This window comes from Halobacillus ihumii (assembly GCF_902726645.1).
GTDB classification, from domain to species: domain Bacteria; phylum Bacillota; class Bacilli; order Bacillales; family Halobacillaceae; genus Halobacillus_A; species Halobacillus_A ihumii.
In genome coordinates, this window is the sequence record NZ_CACVAO010000001.1 from 693,603 (window position 1) to 713,282 (window position 19,680).

Here is a 19,680-nt window from a genome sequence, read left to right on the forward strand (position 1 = left end):
TTATATTTCCCATTTTACTCCTTTGAGAAAGCACTTACTGGACCTAACTCGTCGGTCAAATACTTACGAACCCGATCCGGAAAATTATTAAGCGACACACTGTTTTGATCCCAAGTTTGCAAGATCGCTTCATGATCAACCGTTAAGTACTGCTGTACAACGATTTTACGGAGTTTAATTATTTCTTTATAGGCGCTTAATTCCTCTTCAGGAAGAACTTTTTCATCGGTTAAAATATCAATGATATCCTCATAGCTTCCAGGATCCCGCATGATAAAGCCATCAATCATTTGATTGCCCACATCAATGATAATTTCCACACAAAGATGTGTCAGCCTTTCTAAACTTAAATAGTCGGTAAACGTTTGGAATGTATGCTTCTTTTGTTCCTCTAGCAATGTTTCCATATATAACAACAACTCTTCAATTTTTTTCCGATCAACAAAATACATGATGACTCCTCCTTCTAACACTCTTTCACTTAAATAGAATAACACAATTGTCTTTTCATAGGATATTAGGATGTATATTTACGTTTTTATACGAATTCTGCTATAGTATATAGTGGAATTAAAGGAATCGGAGGCGAACTTATTGGATAGAGAACTCGCATTAGAATTAGTACGTGTAACAGAAGCAGCATCCATAGCTTCTGCACAATGGATGGGCCGCGGCGATAAAATGAATGCCGACGATGCTGCTACAACCGCAATGAGAACGATGTTTGATTCAGTCTCAATGGACGGGGTTGTTGTCATTGGCGAAGGCGAATTAGACGAAGCCCCTATGCTTTACATTGGTGAGGAGCTTGGAGATAAAACAGGGCCTAAGGTAGATATCGCTGTTGATCCATTAGAAGGTACTAATATTGTTGCAAAAGGTCATAATAATGCCATGGCGGTTATTGCAGCAGCGGAACGCGGTACTTTGCTTCATGCTCCTGATATGTACATGGACAAAATAGCCGCAGGAAAAAGGGCTAGAGGTCTCATACATATCGACGATCCTATAGAACGCACTATTGATATCGTTGCCAGAGCAAATAATAAACGCATTGAAGATCTAACCGTTATCATTCAGGAACGAGAGCGTCATCAAGAAATTATCGAGCGTGTCATTAAAAAAGGTGCTCGTGTTAAGCTTTTTGGAGACGGAGATGTTGGTGCTTCGATTGCAACATGTCTGCCCCAAACAGGTGTGGACCTTTTCGTAGGGACTGGCGGTGCACCTGAAGGAGTTATATCCGCAGCTGCCATCAAAAGCCTAGGCGGTGATATGCAAGCTAGACTTGTCCCTCAAAACGATGAAGAAGCACAACGCTGCCAGACTATGGGACTTGAAGATCCTCTTCAGCACCTTACCTTAAATGATCTTGTCAGGGGTGATGATGCAATTTTCGCCGCTACAGGTGTGACAGAAGGTGAACTGTTAAATGGCGTGAAATTTCTTGGAGGCGATCTGGTTGAAACGGACTCGATTGTCATGCGTGCTAAAACACGAACAGTCCGCTTTATTAAAGCCAACCATCACCTGGATCATAAACCACATCTAAAGTTTGAAAAATAGGAGCTGACGTTATGAGTGATTATCAACTCATGAAAGATGTTACGGAAAATGTAACAACCCGTTTTGTTGCGTTTACCGTCGGGGGACACCAATACGAATTGGCCTTTCTTCGAACAGATCACTTCCCGGATCAAACCATGGTTTTAGACCTAAACAAAAATAGGTTCGGCCTTTTAGATCACGAAAAGTTGGATAAACCAAACTATCTTGAACATATTTTTCAAATTAATGAGATTTATGCAGAAGAACTTAGAGCACGATTACACGAGCTTATTTAATTAAAGCCTTCCGTTTTTTTGTGAAGGTTCCTCATAAAAAAACCGGCATGGTTTCTACACCTTGCCGGTTTTTTGAGTTACTTGACTACTTTTTTCAACACAAAGTAAGCACAGCCAAAGTTACAATATTCGTATAAATAATCCTCAAGCGTACTTATTTTCGTTTCAAAAGTGGCTTTAGCATTTTGATCATCGTAAAAACCTTTAAGACGAAGCTGACCGTAGCCCCAATCCCCTACTATAAAATCATATTTACTTAAAATATCACTAAAACGGCCTTCTAATTCTTCCTCATTAAAGCCATCTCGATAATTCTCAACGACTTCATATGTTTTCCCAAACAGTTCAATCACTCGGATCACCTCATACCTTGTCATTAGTGTACCATATTTAAAAACAGTGGTGACAATACATCCGTAAAAATTTTGTATCATTCCTTAAAAAAAGTCCAACCTAAAAGTAAGTTGTCATATCAACAGGAGGATTTAACATGAAAAACTATAGATTAATTACACTTATAATGGGACTGACTTTCCTGTTATTAGCAGGTTGTACGGAAGCTCAGAAAGAAGAAGCAAGAGACAAGGGTACGGATGAAGCACTCCATCGAAATGAAATGGATGACTATAACGACCGCCCCATGGAAGGACAGGTAGGTTACGTTCGTTATGAAAAAGATCAGCTTGACCAGGACGCGGAACAAAATCAGAACTTTAAAGTTAATAAAGAAAAAGTGGCTGACATGATTTCACGCATGATTCTCAAATACGATGAATTTGAGGACGTAGCAACTCTTGTTACTGATGAAGAAGTTCTTGTTGCTTATCAAGCTCCGGAAGGTCAAGATCGAGAGCTATCAGCTGATATGGTGAAAAAGACAGCCTACTCATTAGTTCCAAGCTTTTACCATGTATATGTCTCTGATAACCCTTCTGCATTTGGCGATATTCAAAGCTTAAGTAACTCCACAGTTTATGATGATCAATATAATGAAGTGATCGATAATATTATTCAAAAAATGAAGGAAGCTCCTCAAGGTAAAGGAGATCAGGCAGAGAATACTGACACTGATCCTTCTTAACTCTTTCCCTAACTTTACCAAGCATAAGAGCCTGATAGGTAAGAAAGGCTAAACTGTACCAATTAATTTGAAGGTGAATATAAATGAACATTCGTGCTACAGTACTTTTAACCATCGTGATTACAGCTATGTGTCAGTTGTTCTTTATGTATAATGCTTCAGCAAGCGAAGAGTCTGAACGTATGTCTCTTTACAAAAAAACTTCTGCTGTCACCAATATCCCTTGGTATTACTTTGCTGCAATTGACCAATATGAACGACAAGTAAACGAAGAAATTCCCGAGGAAAGAGTAACAGCAATTAAGCCTGATCCATTATTTTGGAAAGGAGTTAAAGGACCTTCTTTGTTTTTTCCAAATGGATGGGGAGCCAGCGGAAACGATGATAAGAAAGCTGATATAACAAACGATGAAGACGTCCTTTGGTCCATAGGAAGCTATATAAAGTCCTATGGTACAACTAGAGATGACATCAGAATAGCTCTATGGAATTATTATAAACGTGATTTAACTGTTCAAACCATTATGAATACGGCCGAAGTATTTAAAAAGTTCCAAACTGTAGCATTGACAGACCGAGACTTCCCATTGCCTCTTGAAGCCAATTACAGTTATAACAACACATGGGGAGACGCACGTGGATTTGGCGGAAGACGGATCCATGAGGGAACGGACATCTTTGCTAACTATGGAGTCCCTGTAAAATCCACCACTTACGGTGTCGTTGAAATGAAAGGCTGGAACAAATATGGGGGTTGGAGAATTGGAATAAGAGATATTTATAATATTTACCATTATTATGCCCACTTAAATGGATTTAAAGATGGAGTCGATGTGGGGGACGTAGTGAAGCCCGGAGATGTAATTGGAAGTGTCGGTGCTACCGGTTATGGACCTCCAGGAACCTCTGGAAAATTCCCTCCTCACCTTCATTACGGCATGTACAAAGATAATGGAGAAAATGAATGGTCATTTGACCCTTATCCTTATTTAAAGAAGTGGGAGAAAATAGCTCGAAATTCAAAATAAAATTTTACAAAAAGACCCGCGTGCCCCCTCGTGAGGGGACACCGGGTCTTTTTATTCTAACTTTGAGATTTAGACTTTTTCACTGCATTCGTTATACTAAGTGCCAGGCCGCCCCAAATTATAACTATAGTGACAATAAACATGACGATAGCCATTAGCGAGCAACCTCCTTTTTCTCTTCATTTGACTGCTGTTCCAGTTCATTATTCGGCCACTTTTTAATGGACATTAATGCGCCCACAAAAATGGCTCCAATGGCAACGATCCATCCAAAGTTAAATAAGAAATCAATTGGATAGCCTCCGTATGCCGCTGACAATTCCGCACGTAAGTTTTGCAGAAGCATGTACCCAAGCACTACAGGTGTAATTATCCCAAGGCAAATTCGCCACCAGGTACCTAATCTAATATCAGAAATTTCGTTGGCATGTGCTTGAAAACCCTTAAGTCCCTTAGCGAACCAGGCTAAGGCCACAACTTCGAACAGCCCGGCCATTGCTACCCCGTAGGAGTTGATGAAATGGTCTACAGTGTCCAAAAGGTTCAGTCCACCTCGCGTAGCGTAAAGTAAAGAAATAAGAGCAGAAAGCCCTCCACCAATCGCTATTGATTTGCCGCGTGAGATATTGAACTTTTCAGATACAGCTGCAACGTATGTCTCCGTAATCGAAATGAGTGAAGACAACCCTGCCAATACTAAGGACGCAAAGAATAGAAAACCAAAAATTCTTGGAATCCCCGGAATTTGACTGACAATTTCCGGGAATACCATGAAAGCAAGTCCTACTCCTCCAACACCCTTTTCAGCCGCTAGCTGACTAACGGTTGTATCATAGGTAAATGCCATAAAACCGATTGCGGCAAAAACGCCAATCCCCGCCAGGATTTCAAAGGATGAGTTTGCAAATCCAGTGATAAAAGCATTGTTCGTTATATCAGATTTCTTAGGAAGATAGGAAGCATAAGTCACCATAATAGCAAAAGCAATTGATAAACTGAAGAATATCTGTCCGTATGCTGCTACCCAAACCTGCGGGTCGGCAATACTAGACCAATCAGGTGTAAAGAATGCTGATAGCCCTGCTGCAGCCCCTTCCAAAGTCACAGCTCTGATGACCATAATCGTAAACAAGATAACTAAAGTAGGAATAAAGATTTTGTTTGCTCTTTCAATACCTTTCTTAACACCTTTAGAAAGAACACCCAATGTAATAACCCAGACAATTAACAGCGGTAGTAAAATTTTTGGAACTAGACCACCGAAAGTCCCTGGATCTGTAAGTGTTAAAAAGTCTCCTACGAAAAAGCTGGTAGGATCATCGCCCCAAGTTAAACCAAAAGAATAATATGCATACATAATTGCCCAGGCAATAATCACGGCGTAATAAGTAGAAATAACGAAAGCAATCGTTACCTGCCACCAGCCTATCCATTCGAATCCTTTTCTAACCCTTCCTAGAGATTTAGGAGCTGAACCACGGTACTTATGACCTATCGTGTACTCCAAAATTAGTAACGGTATCCCTGCCGTTAATAATGCAAACAGATAAGGAATAATAAATGCGCCGCCTCCACTTTCGTAAGCTGTGGCGGGAAAAAGCCAGATGTTCCCTAAACCAATTTCCGAACCCATGGCAGCAAATAAAAATCCTGCCCCTGACCCCCATTGTGATCGATTTTCCATGTGAAAAGACCTCCCTTTCATAATCAGAATCCTTTCTCTATACTTTATGTGACAAGCAAGGAAAAGAGAATCTTTACAATTTTTCTTTTTTTCTGATTATTTATACTTAGATTATAACCATAGTGCTCATTAGATGTCAAAGCAATATTTTGGTATTCAATTTTCTTAAAAAGCCCTTTAATTGTGAATGGAATAAAAAAGAGAGGCGCTTTAAAGCGCCTCTCAGACAAGTATATTTTACCTAGCACTATAGTCTTTTGATAAATAGAAATGGACAATAGCGGCTATTACAGCGGTGATGATAATTGTAATTATGAATGCCCATACCAATTGTCCTGTGAAACCTAACAATAAATAGCCAACTCCAGCAGCAAAGGCTGCCATAAAGGCATAAGGTAATTGTGTAAGTACATGATCAATATGATTGGAGCCAGCACCGGTTGATGAAAGGATGGTTGTGTCCGAAATAGGAGAGCAATGGTCTCCAAATACAGAGCCTGCCAGCACCGCTGATAAAGCAGGCAGTACTATACTTACGTCAATTCCTGCAGCAACTTGGCCTGCTATAGGCAGCATAATTCCAAAGGTTCCCCACGACGTTCCTGTAGCTAACGCCATGAATCCTGCAACTATAAAGAATAGAAACGGCAATAAAGCTACATTAATCGATGCCTGGTTCACAAAACCAACCAGATACTCACCTGTACCAAGCTGATTGATGATGTCTCCGATCATCCAGGCGAAAAGAAGGATATATACAGCTGGCAGCATTGCTTTTATCCCTTCCACAAATACGTGGTTCATGCTTGATTTAGGTTCAGGCTGTTTAAAGTAAAGTGCTACAGCTAAAAGTACCGATAATAACCCACCAATAAATAATGAAATATTCACATTTGTATTAGCAAATATACTTAATAAGTTCACGGATTCTGATGAATTCCTTATTCCGGTTATCACCATGGAGAGAACTGTACCCACGATTAACACCGTGATCGGCCAGACGAGATGAGATATTTTTCCATGGTTATGATCTTGAAACTCCTCATTTAAGTCTCCAGGAACATCATTTTTCTTATCAGGGTCAATGAGTTCACCTGTTTGGACCGCTCTTTTTTCATGAGTACGCATCGGTCCAATGTCTACTTTCATAAAAACGGTTAGGAAAACAAGAAGCAATGCCGCAAACACATAAAAGTTATAAGGAATCATTCTGACAAAAGCTTCGAACGCTTGATAATCTGCAATTTCGTTTGCAGCTAAGATGCTTCCTATTGTACCGATAATATAAGCGCCCCAGCTTGAAATGGGGGAAATAACGGTTACCGGTGCCGAAGTGGAGTCTATATAATAGGCCAATTTGGCCCTGGAAATCTTGTGACGGTCTGTAACAGGCCTGGCTACCTGTCCTACCGCAAGGGCGTTAAAATAGTCATCGATAAAAATAATTATTCCTAGCAAAACAGGTACAAGCTTTGCCCCTCTTCGCGTTGTAATACGGTTTACAGCCCATTTACCAAAAGCTCTGCTACTGCCGGAAGCTGTCATAAAAGCTGTGGCAACTCCGAGTAATAGTAAAAAGGCCAACAAATAAATATTTCCTGTATTAAGGGTTCCTTCGCTGTAGAAAATCGAAGCGAAAACGCTCCAAATCGTTTGTATTCCTTCCATTATATTTAACTGTGTCAGCATAAACGCCCCAACAAGAATGCCTGCAGCTAATGATAAAATAACCTTTCTCGTTGCAATCACAAGCACAAGCATTAGTAATGGTGGAATTAGTGAGTAAATCGTTCCTTCCAAAATCGTCCCCTCCGTTTAACTTAAGATGGTTATTCGGTGACTGCGGGATTCTACTGGAGATAAAAATTGAGGAATGTAAAAGAGCAATTAAAACACAAAAAAGACAATGATAGAAAATAATCTATCATTGCCTTGTTAGCAACTTGATTATCCTCCATTTCGATCAGTAGCGCCCCATACACCAATAAAAGCATGCATGAGAGTGTATTTCTTGTTTAGATATACACCAGATTAAAGCAGATTGACAGCTGCAATAAACTTCGGCAGGACTCCCCTTTCTTCGTGTGATCTTCGTTGTCATGCTCCCACAGAATACTAATAAAGTCTGCGCCTCTACCTCACCGATCTGATAAGGTCACGCATATTCAGTTCCCACATAGTTTATCAGGAACCTTCCTTTATTGCAAGGGGTCCATTGGGATGGAGAACGTCGGAGACTCATTGTTACCATCTTCATTATAAAATTCAGGTACTTCACCCATAACCATGCGAGTATCTATCGGAATTTTATTGGTTACTACTGTAGGTTCTGAAGAAAATGGGATGACCACTCTCAAGCTAACTTTATAATGAATCCACAGTTGAAAATGTGCAGAGTTAATTCCATATTCGGTAATTTCATTTTTAAATTGTGTTTGAACATCTCCAATAACCTGCAACTGGACTGGTACCTTTGGGCCCAAGTTTGATAGAAGTGTGTTATTTGTTGCCAGCCCGATTGGCACTCGAATTAAAGTCACTGGTTCTACACTTGGATCTCCTTCTTGCGGCTCAAGATCCGCTTTTAATGTTACATCCATGGGCAGATCGTTTTGTTCCATTCGTCTAAGGAAATGCTGTACTCTCATAGTGGTGTCCCTTAAAGCTTTGTTTACAACGAGAGAATTCCATCCCATCGAAACTATGTTTCCTTCATTATCTTTTTCAATCTCCACCAGGTCGTCGTAATCTATACCCTCAGAGATTTGCCTGCTCACTGCTTCGTTAATAGCAACCCTCGCCAATTGATGAGCTTTCGTATTTGCGATATCCTGGATTGCTGGTGTAATCCCTCTGTCAATTAACCATAGGCACGAACCGGTAATAATCAGGAAACAAATAAAAGTAATAAGAATCCTCTTCCCAATTGAGGGTGGATTTGCTTTCTTTTTTTTCATAGAACAACCCCTCCTGCACTATCTATATGTCGGTGAGGAGGGGTTTAAGCATCCAGTTATAAAGTTGTTTCACATTTTACCATCATTCAAATTAGAAGTGAGTACTCCGTTCCTCTTTACACGATGAACGGAGAGACTGGGCAAGAACATCGCGCAGCAGCTCTGGCATGTAATATTTTTTATTTTTAGCATAGGCGATTTCAGGAAAAAGTCTGCCAAACGTAAAGGTGTCAGCAGTGCCCAATGAATACGCCCTCTTCTTATCAATGGCCTTTCCATTCATACGAACGTCACGGACATGAATTTCACCATCAGATCCTTCTTCCGTGTCAATCTCTACTCCTGAAAACACCATTTTACCGATCACTTCTCCTCTAAAACCTAAACCCTTTAGGCGAATTTCCGTGAATTTTTTTGTATGAGCGACTCGAATCACTTCCAGCAGCTCATCACCAAAAAGTTCAACTTTGCATGGATTCATGGGGTGAGGGCAAATTCTATGAATGTCCTCCAAGGTAATTACTCCAGAATGAATATGATCCAATAATACACCGGAATTCAACATAGCAAGATCTGCATTAGTCCAGTTTTGCATTTCTTCGGTAAATTGTTTCATAAGCGGTGTTTCCTTAAACCAGGCAATCTTTAACGGCTGCTCAATGCTGGCTAGAGGGGTCTGAAGATGTTCAAGCGCATGGCGCCTCTTATCTTCGACCTGGTTTGTCACCATGTTATCTTTTTTCATATTTTCTGTAGGCACGGCGTAAGCTTCTTTGTTAGTTATCGACTGTGTCCCATGATCCCACTCAATTAGCACTTCACCTAAATGGGTACCGTGTTTGCCGACGGCTGTTAATATAGACTCATTTGTTATCTCACCGTTTTGAAAGAGGTGGTGCGTGTGACCTCCGATAATTACATCAATTCCTCGATAACGTTTGGCGATCTCTTCATCATCATACATGCCTAAGTGAGAGAGAAGGACGACGATATCAGCTTGTTCTTGAACCTCTTCCAAGAGCTGATCTAATACATCAAAAGGCGAAGCAATTGACCAGCCAAGCAGCCTGTAAAAGGTCTCAAAAGGAGCCGTAAGCCCTATCACTCCGATCTTGACCCCGTGTTTGGATTGGACTACTTTGTAGGGTTTCAACCAATGAGGCTGAGCAGTTTTTTGAGATTTTAGATTAGCACAAACAATATCAAAATTAGCTTTATCATATAAGGAATACAAGTCATCATAGGATAAGGTGATTCCTTCGTTATTTCCTAAGTTTGCAAAACTATAACCTGCTTCGTTAAGAAGTTCAACATTTCCTTTTCCCATTAAGCCTTCTGTTAATGGGTGGAACCGATCAACATGATCCCCATTATCCAGCAGCCAAAAGCTCTCCTCATTTATATGGTGCAGTTTTTTTCGTTGATTAAAATACCCTGCAATTTGAGGCCAATTCTCAAAGTGACTATGCAAATCGCTGGTATAATATAAAAAGATTTTTTCCTTCATAATCAGTCTCCTTATCCAATACCTTGCCAGATTAATCGTATGCCAGCCATAATAAGTAATATACGGAGAAACCATTCTACTGCCTGTCCATCAACTTTTCGATTAATGAATGCTCCGCACATGCCTCCCAAATAGGCACCAGGGATAAAATAAAGGGTTCGAGCCCAATCAACATGCCCTAAAAAGATATGAGTAGACGCACTGGTTATACTTGAAATGAATATTATGAACATCGATGTTGCGGTCGCAATATGAGGAGGAAATCGAAACAACAGTATCAAAACTGGAACGATAAGCGATCCTCCACCTATCCCAAGCAGTCCAGATAGTATACCTATTATAAAAGATAAAAGGAATCCATAGCCAAAGGGAAACGTATAGGAATACTTTTCTCCATTAAGGTCTATATTCCTTTTCTTCCCTTTTAATACGTTCTTATTAGGTGGCTTTCTTGGAAGAAAAAATAATAAGGATACAACAATCATGACACTTCCAAACAATAAGGCAAAGTGATCTGCTTCGAAAAACTGAATTAGCCAAGAGCCTAATATACCCCCAGGGACACTTCCAATCAGTAGAAGAAACCCTGCCTTTAGGTCCACTCGCCTATGTTTAAAATAGGATAAAGTTGATGACAGCCCAGTAAAAATCATCACAACTAAAGAAATTCCTACAATCTTCTGTGGAGTGACCCAGGTAAATGATTGAGAATGGTCGCTAAGAAATAGAAGCGCAGGTACCAATATGACTCCACCGCCCAGCCCTGCAACACTTCCAGCTAATGCCGTTACAAATCCAATAAGTAAAGCAATGATTATAAACATAAAAGACCTTCTATCTGTATTAGAGATAATATTATAGTATCACGTTTTCTATGACGAAAACATGAGTATGAAAACATCCCTTCTAGTCTTTACCATTGGTCGTGAATAAAAAAGCCGTACAGATAGAAACCATCTGTACGGCGTAGTATCAATACTACCTTGTCCAATAGAAAAGGCTTTAACTTAACTAAACTTCTCAAGACTCTTTATTTATGTGATTATTCTTTTGGTTGTAAATCCTTAATTGATTCAATGTCCATGTATTCGGGAACAACGAATCCATTCTTTGTTCCTGTTAAGTTCTCACCTAAATCAACAAAGTCTTCTTTGTATTTCTCATAGAAAGAGCCGTGTGTTGTAGGCAGCCATGGAGCTACCGTTGCATCCGCATCTCCGCCAGCTATTGATTGGAATACAATTGCTGGAGCTACGGTTTTCAATGTTACCTCGTACCCCTGTTGTTCTAATACTACCTTCATCACATTGCCGGAAGCACGTTCTGTCTCCCATAGGGTTGATACTAATTCGATTTCTTTTCCGTCTACCTTATCAACACCTTTTGTCCATTCATCTACTTTTTTCGAATTCTCTTCTACCCAACTCTTTGCAGCTTCCTCATATGAAGATTCTTGCGCGCTAAGCATGACAGATTCAATATCTTCTGGTTCCCAATGGAAACGATCAAGAATTTGATAAGCAATAGGCATGTCCTCTTCTAAGCCTTTCCTTACTATTGTATTAATGTTTTCAGTTTTGCCGAGTGTGCCTTTCGGATCTTCTAGGAACTTCAAATCATACGCAGAGAATATCCAGTGCGGAGTCCAACCTGTTACAATAATTGGTTCTTCGTTCTGAATGGCCTCCTGCAGTGCACCTATCATACCTGCTGTTGAACTTTCTTGAAGTGTCCAACCTTCTAAGTTTTCATATTCTTCTAAAGTCTTTTTTGAAAGTTCTGTTATTCCTGCTCCTGGTTCTATCCCTGTAATCGTGTAGTCTACTTCTTCACTGACGCCGCCACTACTTTTATCGGACGACTCGTCGCTTGAGGCAGAATCTCCATTATCGGATCCGCATCCTGCTACTACTAGTGAAAGTAAAAGTCCAGCGACGATACCTAGACGTTTCCAGCATAATTTTAACATAATAAAAAAACTCCTCTTTTTATTTATATATATATGGAAACTTTTCTATTGAAAAGATACCAAACTTCGTTATGGAATTCTGGTTATTGGAATTAACATTTTGTCAGTATATGTAGCTTTGAAATAAAGTTTAATCATAAATTTCTCTCAATACCAAGATTTATAACAAATAAAAAAACCCTTTTGAAAGGTTGATCAAAATGGGCTTTTTATTAGTGAAACTTTACAATCTTAAAGAGTTTGATCATTCTTTGTTTGTACTATTCCACTAAAGATTCCTATAGCTAATATTCATTCTTTAGTTTCTTATCTGTATAGTATAACACAACTTATCGAAATTTTAAAAAACAGCCTCGATTTTTGTACTTTTTTGTACTTTTTTATGCCTGATATTAGTATGGATACTCGGCAGAACACAGACACAAACCAAAAATAAACCCTTACCACACATGTTGTTGTGATAAGGGTTTATAGTTATTATCCAATAGAACCTTCCATTTCGAATTTAATGAGACGGTTCATTTCTACAGCGTATTCCATAGGAAGTTCTTTTGTAAATGGTTCAATAAAGCCCATTACAATCATTTCAGTTGCTTCCTCTTCAGAGATACCGCGGCTCATGAGGTAGAACAATTGCTCTTCAGATACTTTCGAAACCTTGGCTTCGTGTTCTAGAGAAATATTTTCATTCATAATTTCATTGTAAGGAATCGTATCTGATGTAGATTTATTATCCATAATCAGCGTATCACATTCAACGTTAGATCGAGCACCTTCTGCTTTACGTCCAAATTGTACAATTCCCCGGTATGTTACTTTACCACCGTGTTTAGAAATTGATTTAGATACGATTGTAGAAGAAGTGTTCGGTGCCAGGTGGTGCATTTTTGCCCCTGCATCCTGATGTTGCCCTTTACCAGCAAGTGCGATAGACAACGTCATTCCTCGGGCACCTTCGCCCTTAAGAATCACAGATGGGTATTTCATTGTAAGCTTAGAGCCTAAGTTACCGTCTACCCATTCCATTGTGGCATTCTCTTCCGCAACAGCGCGTTTTGTAACAAGGTTATACACGTTGTTCGCCCAGTTTTGGATCGTTGTATAACGGCAGTATGCATTCTTTTTAACAAAAATCTCAACTACGGCACTGTGTAATGAGCTTGATGAGTAAGTCGGTGCTGTACAACCTTCAACATAGTGTACAGAAGCTCCTTCATCAACAATGATTAGGGTACGCTCAAATTGTCCCATGTTCTCAGAGTTAATTCTGAAATAAGCCTGTAATGGTGTCTCAACTTTCTGTCCTTTTGGAACATAAATGAAAGAACCACCAGACCAAACAGCCGAATTCAGGGCAGAGAACTTGTTATCTGAAGCTGGAATAGATTTAGCAAAGTACTCTCTAAACAGCTCTTCGTTTTCTTTCAAGGCCGTATCAGTATCTTTAAAAACTACACCTAGCTCTTCAAGATCCTTCTCCATATTGTGATAAACTACTTCAGATTCGTACTGGGCAGAAACCCCTGCAAGGTACTTCTGCTCTGCTTCAGGAATCCCCAGACGATCGAAGGTGTTTTTAATTTCTTCAGGAACTTCATCCCATGAACGTTCTGATCCTTCAGATGGTTTTACATAGTACGTAATATCATCAAAGTCCAGTTCGGACAAGTCACCGCCCCATTGAGGCATTGGCTTTTTATAGAACTGCTCAAGTGACTTAAGACGGAAATCAAGCATCCACTCTGGTTCTTCTTTATAATCGGAGATTTGCTTAACAACTTCTGCTGTCAAACCTTTTTCAGTTCGGAAAATAGATACGTCTCTTTCATGAAATCCGTATTGATATTCCCCAACTTCTGGCGCTTTTTTAGCCATGATTAAATACCTCCTTTTGGTATATAAAACAATTAAGCTTCTTGTTCATCGTCCACACCTTTTTCCATTGCCTTCCATGCCAGCGTTGCACATTTAATACGTGCTGGAAACTTAGCAACACCTTGCAAAGCTTCAATGTCCCCAAGATCCATGTCACTATCTTCAACATCATTGCCAAGCATTAGGTCAGAAAACATATGGGACATCTTTAAGGCTTCTTCAACTTTTTTTCCTTTGATCGCCTGTGTCATCATGGATGCTGAGGACATGCTAATCGAACAGCCTTCGCCATCGAATTTAGCATCTTCAACTATATCATCATTCACTTGAAGCTGAAGCTGAATTCGATCACCACATGTTGGATTATTCATATCCACAGTAAGATGATCTCCCTCTACTGTACCACGATTACGAGGGTTTTTGTAATGGTCCATAATAACTTGGCGATAAAGTGTATCTAGGTTATTAAAAGACATCACCAAAATACTCCTTTGTCGTTTGTAATCCTTGAACAAATCGATCGATATCTTCTTCCGTGTTATATAGATAAAAACTTGCCCGGGCAGTAGCAGACACCTCAAGCCACTTCATTAGGGGCTGAGCACAGTGATGTCCGGCGCGAACTGCGATCCCTTCCGCATCTAAGACAGTAGCTAAATCATGCGGATGAACGTCTGATAAATTAAAAGTAATCAGTCCAGCCCTTTTTTCAGGTCCATATATCGTTAACCCTTCTACCTGTTCCATTTGTTTCCGTGCGTACTCGATCAACTTATGCTCATGTTCAACTATTTGATCTAAGCCGACTTCAGTAAGAAAATCGATCGCAGCTCCAAGGCCTATAGCGCCGGCTATTACTGGAGTGCCTCCTTCGAATTTCCACGGAAGTTCTTTCCATGTTGAATCATAAAGGTTAACAAAGTCAATCATCTCTCCGCCAAACTCTACGGGTTCCATTTCATTGAGCAAGCTCTTCTTCCCATAAAGAACACCGATGCCAGTTGGTCCGCACATTTTATGTCCTGAGAAGGCATAAAAGTCGCAGTCAAGATCCTGGACATCCACATTCATGTGCGGAGCCCCTTGAGCTCCATCTACAAGAATAACGGCACCATTCTTATGAGCAATGGCAGCTACTTCTTTAATAGGGTTAATGGTTCCCAGCACATTTGATACATGTGCTAGAGCAACAATCTTAGTATTCTCTGTGACCGTCTTCTCAACATCATCTAAAAGAATTGTGCCATCAGCCTGAAGCGGCACATACTTCAATGTAGCTCCAGTCACTTTTGCTAATTGCTGCCACGGAATGATATTACTATGGTGCTCCATCGGGGTAATGACGATTTCATCACCCTCCCCTACATTTTCACGCCCATAGCTTACAGCAACCGTGTTTATGGCTGTAGTTGTCCCTCTTGTAAAAATAACTTCTTGCGTACTGTTTGCATGAATAAACTTTCTAACCTTTTCACGGGCTCCTTCATATTCATCAGTCGCATGTGTTCCAAGAGTGTGAACGCCACGGTGCACATTTGAATTATACCCACGGTAATATTCAGAAATCTTGTCAATGACCTGAACAGGTTTTTGAGATGTTGCGGAAGAATCCAGATAAACGAGCGGATGTCCATTTACTTCCTGATGCAAAATCGGAAAGGCGTCACGAACCGCTTTAATATCCATTAATAGACTTTCCTTTCAATCACTCTCGTCAACTGCTGTTTAACAGCTTCTACAGGCAGCTGTTTTACCACCGGTGCTAAAAACCCGTGTATAATCAGACGCTCTGCTTCTAATTGAGAAATCCCCCGACTCATCAAATAATACATTTGAACTGGGTCTACACGACCTACAGAAGCAGCGTGACCTGCCGTAACATCATCTTCATCAATTAGCAGGATTGGGTTCGCATCACCACGTGCATCTTTACTCAGCATAAGCACACGAGATTCTTGTTCAGCATTGGACTTTGTAGCACCATGTTCAATTTTTCCGATACCATTAAAGATCGCTGATGATTTATCCTTCATTACACCATGCTGGAGGATATACCCCTCGGAAGCTTTTCCAAAGTGTGTAATGTTTGCTGTGAAGTTTTGTTTTTGTGAACCGCGGCCAATTGCTACCGTTTTAGCATCAGAATGTGAGTTATCACCAATCAAATGGGTGATGTTTTCAGAAATTGTGTCACCTTCGTTCATTTGTCCAAGGGCCCACTCAATCACAGCGTCGCGATCTGCTACGCCGCGTCGATTAGTATATACAGTTGTACCTGCTTCAAAGTTATCAACTGCTCCAAAGGATACTTTTGCCCCAGCTTTAGCAAAAACTTCTGTAATGTTATTAGCCGAAGTTTTTTCTTCTTTATTATGAGAAATATAATTCTCTACATACGTGACAGAACTGTTTTCTTCAGCCACCACTAGTACGTGATTAATCAGAGAGGCTTCCGGATCCTCCTGCCAGAAAATAGCTTGCAGTGGTTCTTCTACTTCTACATTCTTAGGAACATATAAGAATACTCCACCATTCATTAAAGCTGCATGCAGTGCCGTCAAACGGTGCTCATCAACATGAACAGCATCCGTCATATAATATTCCTGGATCAGATCACTATGTTCACGGACAGCCGTTTTCATATCTGTGAACACAACACCCTGCTCTTTCAGTTTTGAATCAAGTTCCCCGTACGCAACCGTATGGTTACGCTGAATCACAAGGTTTTGCTGTTCTTTTTCATGATCAAGAAAGTTCTGTATTTCATCAGGAAGATCTGTCAATGATGCAATCGTTTCTCCACTTACATCATGCTTAAAATCCGAGAAGTTCCAATTACTAACGTTGGTTTTGTCAGGCTTTGGCATGTCCAAAGAAGCTGATTTCTCTAGGGCATGTAAACGAAAAGCCTGCATCCACTCTGGTTCTTGTAAACCTTGAGAGAATTGTGTTACATATTCTTTGTCATATGGTAGTGAGACTTTTACAGTCATATTATCCCTCCTGTCTATTACGCCTGTTGACCGATCGTTTCGTCTTCGATGCCAAGCTCCTGCTTGATCCAGTCATAACCTTCTTCTTCTAGACGCTGTGCTAGCTCCGGACCGCCGGATTTCACAACGCGTCCTTGCATCATGACGTGTACTTTGTCCGGTGTAATGTAATTAAGCAGACGCTGATAGTGGGTAATCATCAAGCACCCAAATGAATCATTGCGCATTTGGTTAATCCCTTTCGCAACTACTTTCAATGCATCGATATCTAAGCCAGAGTCAATCTCATCGAGAATGGCAATAGCTGGTTGAACCATCATAAGTTGAAGGATTTCATTGCGCTTTTTCTCACCGCCAGAGAAGCCTTCGTTAAGATAACGCTGCGCCATATTCTTATCCATATCAAGAGTGTCCATAGTAGCATCCATCTCTTTAATGAATTTCATTAGAGAGATTTCATCGCCTTCTTCACGCTGTGCATTGATCGCTGAACGTAAAAAGTCAGAGTTTGTTACACCACTGATTTCACTTGGATACTGCATTGCTAAGAACAACCCGGCTTGTGCACGCTCATCAACTTCCATTTCAAGAACGTCTTTACCGTCAAGAAGGATTTCACCTTGAGTTACTTCATATTTAGGATGTCCCATTACTGCTGATGCAAGTGTTGATTTACCAGTTCCATTAGGACCCATAACAGCGTGAAATTCACCGCCAGTAATTGTAAGATTTACACCTTTTAAGATTTGCTGACCTTCAATTTCTACATGAAGATCCTTGATTTCAAGCGTTGACCCTGCCATAAATAATACCTCCAGTATCTATAGTTATTGAATGTGCTGGTTAATGTAGATTAAAAAACCATTCTCAATTTATTCTCATTACAATCTTATATCATTTAGAATCTGATATCAACTGATTTCCTTTGTCAGCAAGTGGTTCAATTCTTTAATTAGAAAGGTTCTATATCAACGAGTTAACAAGTTCCTTCCTTATTATGATAACAAATTTTTACGCAACAAAAAAATCAGGTGACCTAAGATCACCTGATTCTTTATCACCTTATTTGTGGAGTTGACGATCCACTTGCGCGACCATTTTCTGACTCCGTTCGAATTCACGTTGGCGTTTTTCTTCAATCTTTAATCTTTCATCCAACTTACTGCTGTATTCCGCATAACTGATGTTATGGGCTTGTTGCATCGCTTTTTCCATTTCAGCAGTGTAATTCAAACTCAGATAGTCACTAATAATAAATCAACCCTTTCAGATTTTTTACACAATTTAGCTTATCACAGAACATTACCCGCGCCAAAGTTGATATAAACCTAAAAACGGATTTTTGGAGCGAATTTGAATAATAATACAACCTTATACATCTATTTGTTTATAATAAGTCTGATTTTCTCTACTTTTCAAAAAACTTCTGGATGAATGATATCTAATGTTTAGTTGTAGATAAATCAGAATAAGCATCCTGTACGAGTGTCACTGCCTGCCTCAGTGCAGCCCCGCCTCCAAATGCAGCAGCCACTCCACAAGCCTCCATGATTTCTTGCTCACTTGCAGCTTGATCCACGCAGCCTTTTGTATGATAAACCATGCAATACTCATCCTGAGCAACAATGCTTATACTAAGAGCCATAAGCTGCTTATCTTTTTTAGAAAGTTCTCCATCATTGAAACATGCTTCTGAGAAAGCATTAAAATGACGGGCAGCTTCAGGCATTTTTTCTGAAAAGATACCTATACCATGTTTATACTCTTGTAAAAATGCCGTTGTCCAATTGACATCTTGTTCTTCCATATGAAAATGCCTCCTATAAAAAATACGTGACTTCGGTTAGTATGAACGAAGTCACGTATAGTATGCGTCACATTATTTTACTTTCCATCAACTGGGACAACAGCTCCATCATATTCTTCCTTAATATAAGTTTGGATCTCTTCCGAATGAAGAACCTCAACTAGTGTTTGAAGAGCTTCGGAATCTTTGTCCTCACTTTTCGCCGCTACAACATTCACATATGGTGATTCAGAATCTTCTAGAATTAACGCGTCTTCACTCGGATTCAACCCGGCCTGAATAGCGTAATTAGTGTTAATAGCTACTAAGGCATCTTCTTCACGTTTATACGTTTGAGGAAGAAAAGCAGCATCGACACCTGTATCAAATTTTAGATTTTTAGGATTTTCCACAATATCATCAACGGTTGCTTTCACTTTATCAATGCTTTCATCCAGTTTAATTAAACCTTCTTTTTCTAGAAGCGATAGAATACGTCCGTGGTCAGCTACTGATCGGCTCATGATCACCGTTGTTCCCTCTTCGATTTCATCAATACTTGAAATATTCTTGGAGTAAATACCCATTGGCTCAATATGAATCCCGCCAAGGTTCGCAAAATCGTATCCGTGTTCAGCTTCCTGCGCCTTTAAGTAAGGGATGTGCTGGAAGTAATTCGCATCAATTCTTCCTTCAGATAAATCCTTGTTCGGTAAAATGTAGTCCTGATATTCTTCGATTTTTAGTGAAATTCCTTTCTCTTTAAGAATCGGTTTTGCTTGCTGAAGAATTTCAGCGTGCGGCACACTGGTTGCTCCCACTTTGATTTCCGTTTTTCCTTCATCAGAAGAGGAACCTTCTTCAGAAGAACCACATGCTGAGAGTAGCAAGATAAATAATACAGCAAGAACACTAGTCCATAATTTTTTCATTCTTTCCATCCCCTTTTTTATAAA

21 protein-coding genes and 1 riboswitch are annotated in these 19,680 nt (G+C 39.9%); of the genes, 4 read left to right on the plus strand and 17 right to left on the minus strand.

Annotated elements, in window-relative coordinates:
• Nucleotides 1–14: 14 nt before the first annotated feature.
• The gene (locus G6R08_RS03710) at nt 15–452 is read right to left on the minus strand and encodes a DUF86 domain-containing protein (protein WP_163526739.1); all 438 of its coding nucleotides are present in this window, start codon (nt 450–452) and stop codon (nt 15–17) included.
• A 142-nt stretch (nt 453–594) separates the two neighbouring features.
• Between G6R08_RS03710 and glpX the strand changes: the two genes are divergently transcribed.
• Together glpX and G6R08_RS03720 are read left to right on the plus strand one after the other, a co-directional pair.
• Entirely contained in the window at nt 595–1,566 is a 972-nt protein-coding gene (glpX, locus tag G6R08_RS03715) for a class II fructose-bisphosphatase (RefSeq protein WP_163526740.1), read from the plus strand.
• 11 nt (nt 1,567–1,577) lie between these two features.
• Entirely contained in the window at nt 1,578–1,844 is a 267-nt protein-coding gene (locus G6R08_RS03720; RefSeq protein WP_163526741.1) for a DUF3055 domain-containing protein, read from the plus strand.
• 77 nt (nt 1,845–1,921) lie between these two features.
• Here G6R08_RS03720 and G6R08_RS03725 read toward each other — a convergent pair whose 3' ends face one another.
• On the minus strand, nt 1,922–2,221 hold the full coding sequence (locus G6R08_RS03725; RefSeq protein ID WP_079526925.1) for a YutD family protein: 300 nt from the start codon (nt 2,219–2,221) through the stop codon (nt 1,922–1,924).
• 113 nt (nt 2,222–2,334) lie between these two features.
• Here G6R08_RS03725 and G6R08_RS03730 point away from each other — a divergent pair, with 113 nt between their 5' ends.
• Together G6R08_RS03730 and G6R08_RS03735 are read left to right on the plus strand one after the other, a co-directional pair.
• Nucleotides 2,335–2,925, plus strand: a complete 591-nt coding sequence (locus G6R08_RS03730) for a YhcN/YlaJ family sporulation lipoprotein (protein ID WP_163526742.1) — start codon at nt 2,335–2,337, stop codon at nt 2,923–2,925.
• A gap of 128 nt (nt 2,926–3,053) precedes the next feature.
• On the plus strand, nt 3,054–3,953 hold the full coding sequence (locus G6R08_RS03735; protein WP_205439454.1) for a M23 family metallopeptidase: 900 nt from the start codon (nt 3,054–3,056) through the stop codon (nt 3,951–3,953).
• A 56-nt stretch (nt 3,954–4,009) separates the two neighbouring features.
• On the opposite strand, the gene G6R08_RS03740 is transcribed toward G6R08_RS03735, so the two are convergent.
• From G6R08_RS03740 to G6R08_RS03810, 15 genes are all read right to left on the minus strand, one after another.
• On the minus strand, nt 4,010–4,108 hold the full coding sequence (locus G6R08_RS03740) for a methionine/alanine import family NSS transporter small subunit (RefSeq protein WP_163526744.1): 99 nt from the start codon (nt 4,106–4,108) through the stop codon (nt 4,010–4,012).
• The gene (locus G6R08_RS03745) at nt 4,108–5,637 is read right to left on the minus strand and encodes a sodium-dependent transporter (RefSeq protein ID WP_163526745.1); all 1,530 of its coding nucleotides are present in this window, start codon (nt 5,635–5,637) and stop codon (nt 4,108–4,110) included. The genes G6R08_RS03740 and G6R08_RS03745 overlap by 1 nt, the downstream gene beginning before the upstream one ends.
• Before the next feature lie 237 nt (nt 5,638–5,874).
• A complete protein-coding gene (locus G6R08_RS03750) occupies nt 5,875–7,437 on the minus strand; it encodes a Na+/H+ antiporter NhaC family protein (RefSeq protein WP_163526746.1) in 1,563 nt (520 codons plus the stop codon).
• A gap of 159 nt (nt 7,438–7,596) precedes the next feature.
• Nucleotides 7,597–7,781: riboswitch (Lysine riboswitch) on the minus strand.
• 54 nt (nt 7,782–7,835) lie between these two features.
• The gene (yunB, locus tag G6R08_RS03755) at nt 7,836–8,594 is read right to left on the minus strand and encodes a sporulation protein YunB (RefSeq protein ID WP_163526747.1); all 759 of its coding nucleotides are present in this window, start codon (nt 8,592–8,594) and stop codon (nt 7,836–7,838) included.
• A 91-nt stretch (nt 8,595–8,685) separates the two neighbouring features.
• Nucleotides 8,686–10,101: a bifunctional metallophosphatase/5'-nucleotidase gene (locus G6R08_RS03760; protein WP_205439390.1), complete on the minus strand. Its 1,416-nt coding sequence runs from the start codon at nt 10,099–10,101 to the stop codon at nt 8,686–8,688.
• An 11-nt stretch (nt 10,102–10,112) separates the two neighbouring features.
• Nucleotides 10,113–10,925: a sulfite exporter TauE/SafE family protein gene (locus tag G6R08_RS03765; RefSeq protein ID WP_163526748.1), complete on the minus strand. Its 813-nt coding sequence runs from the start codon at nt 10,923–10,925 to the stop codon at nt 10,113–10,115.
• A gap of 218 nt (nt 10,926–11,143) precedes the next feature.
• Entirely contained in the window at nt 11,144–12,070 is a 927-nt protein-coding gene (locus G6R08_RS03770) for a glycine betaine ABC transporter substrate-binding protein (RefSeq protein WP_163526749.1), read from the minus strand.
• Between the two features lie 477 nt (nt 12,071–12,547).
• Nucleotides 12,548–13,945: a Fe-S cluster assembly protein SufB gene (gene sufB, locus G6R08_RS03775; protein ID WP_079526940.1), complete on the minus strand. Its 1,398-nt coding sequence runs from the start codon at nt 13,943–13,945 to the stop codon at nt 12,548–12,550.
• A gap of 32 nt (nt 13,946–13,977) precedes the next feature.
• Nucleotides 13,978–14,421: a Fe-S cluster assembly sulfur transfer protein SufU gene (sufU, locus tag G6R08_RS03780; protein ID WP_163526750.1), complete on the minus strand. Its 444-nt coding sequence runs from the start codon at nt 14,419–14,421 to the stop codon at nt 13,978–13,980.
• A complete protein-coding gene (locus tag G6R08_RS03785) occupies nt 14,411–15,631 on the minus strand; it encodes a cysteine desulfurase (protein WP_163526751.1) in 1,221 nt (406 codons plus the stop codon). The genes sufU and G6R08_RS03785 overlap by 11 nt, the downstream gene beginning before the upstream one ends.
• Nucleotides 15,631–16,938 (minus strand): Fe-S cluster assembly protein SufD, encoded by a 1,308-nt coding sequence (gene sufD / locus G6R08_RS03790; RefSeq protein ID WP_163526752.1) that lies wholly within the window; start codon nt 16,936–16,938, stop codon nt 15,631–15,633. The genes G6R08_RS03785 and sufD overlap by 1 nt, the downstream gene beginning before the upstream one ends.
• Nucleotides 16,939–16,955: 17 nt before the next feature.
• On the minus strand, nt 16,956–17,741 hold the full coding sequence (gene sufC / locus G6R08_RS03795) for a Fe-S cluster assembly ATPase SufC (RefSeq protein WP_079526948.1): 786 nt from the start codon (nt 17,739–17,741) through the stop codon (nt 16,956–16,958).
• A gap of 259 nt (nt 17,742–18,000) precedes the next feature.
• The gene (locus G6R08_RS03800) at nt 18,001–18,171 is read right to left on the minus strand and encodes a YuzK family famiily protein (protein WP_163526118.1); all 171 of its coding nucleotides are present in this window, start codon (nt 18,169–18,171) and stop codon (nt 18,001–18,003) included.
• A gap of 208 nt (nt 18,172–18,379) precedes the next feature.
• A complete protein-coding gene (locus G6R08_RS03805; protein ID WP_163526753.1) occupies nt 18,380–18,745 on the minus strand; it encodes a carboxymuconolactone decarboxylase family protein in 366 nt (121 codons plus the stop codon).
• Nucleotides 18,746–18,822: 77 nt separating this feature from the next.
• On the minus strand, nt 18,823–19,656 hold the full coding sequence (locus tag G6R08_RS03810) for a MetQ/NlpA family ABC transporter substrate-binding protein (protein ID WP_163526754.1): 834 nt from the start codon (nt 19,654–19,656) through the stop codon (nt 18,823–18,825).
• Nucleotides 19,657–19,680 lie beyond the last annotated feature (24 nt).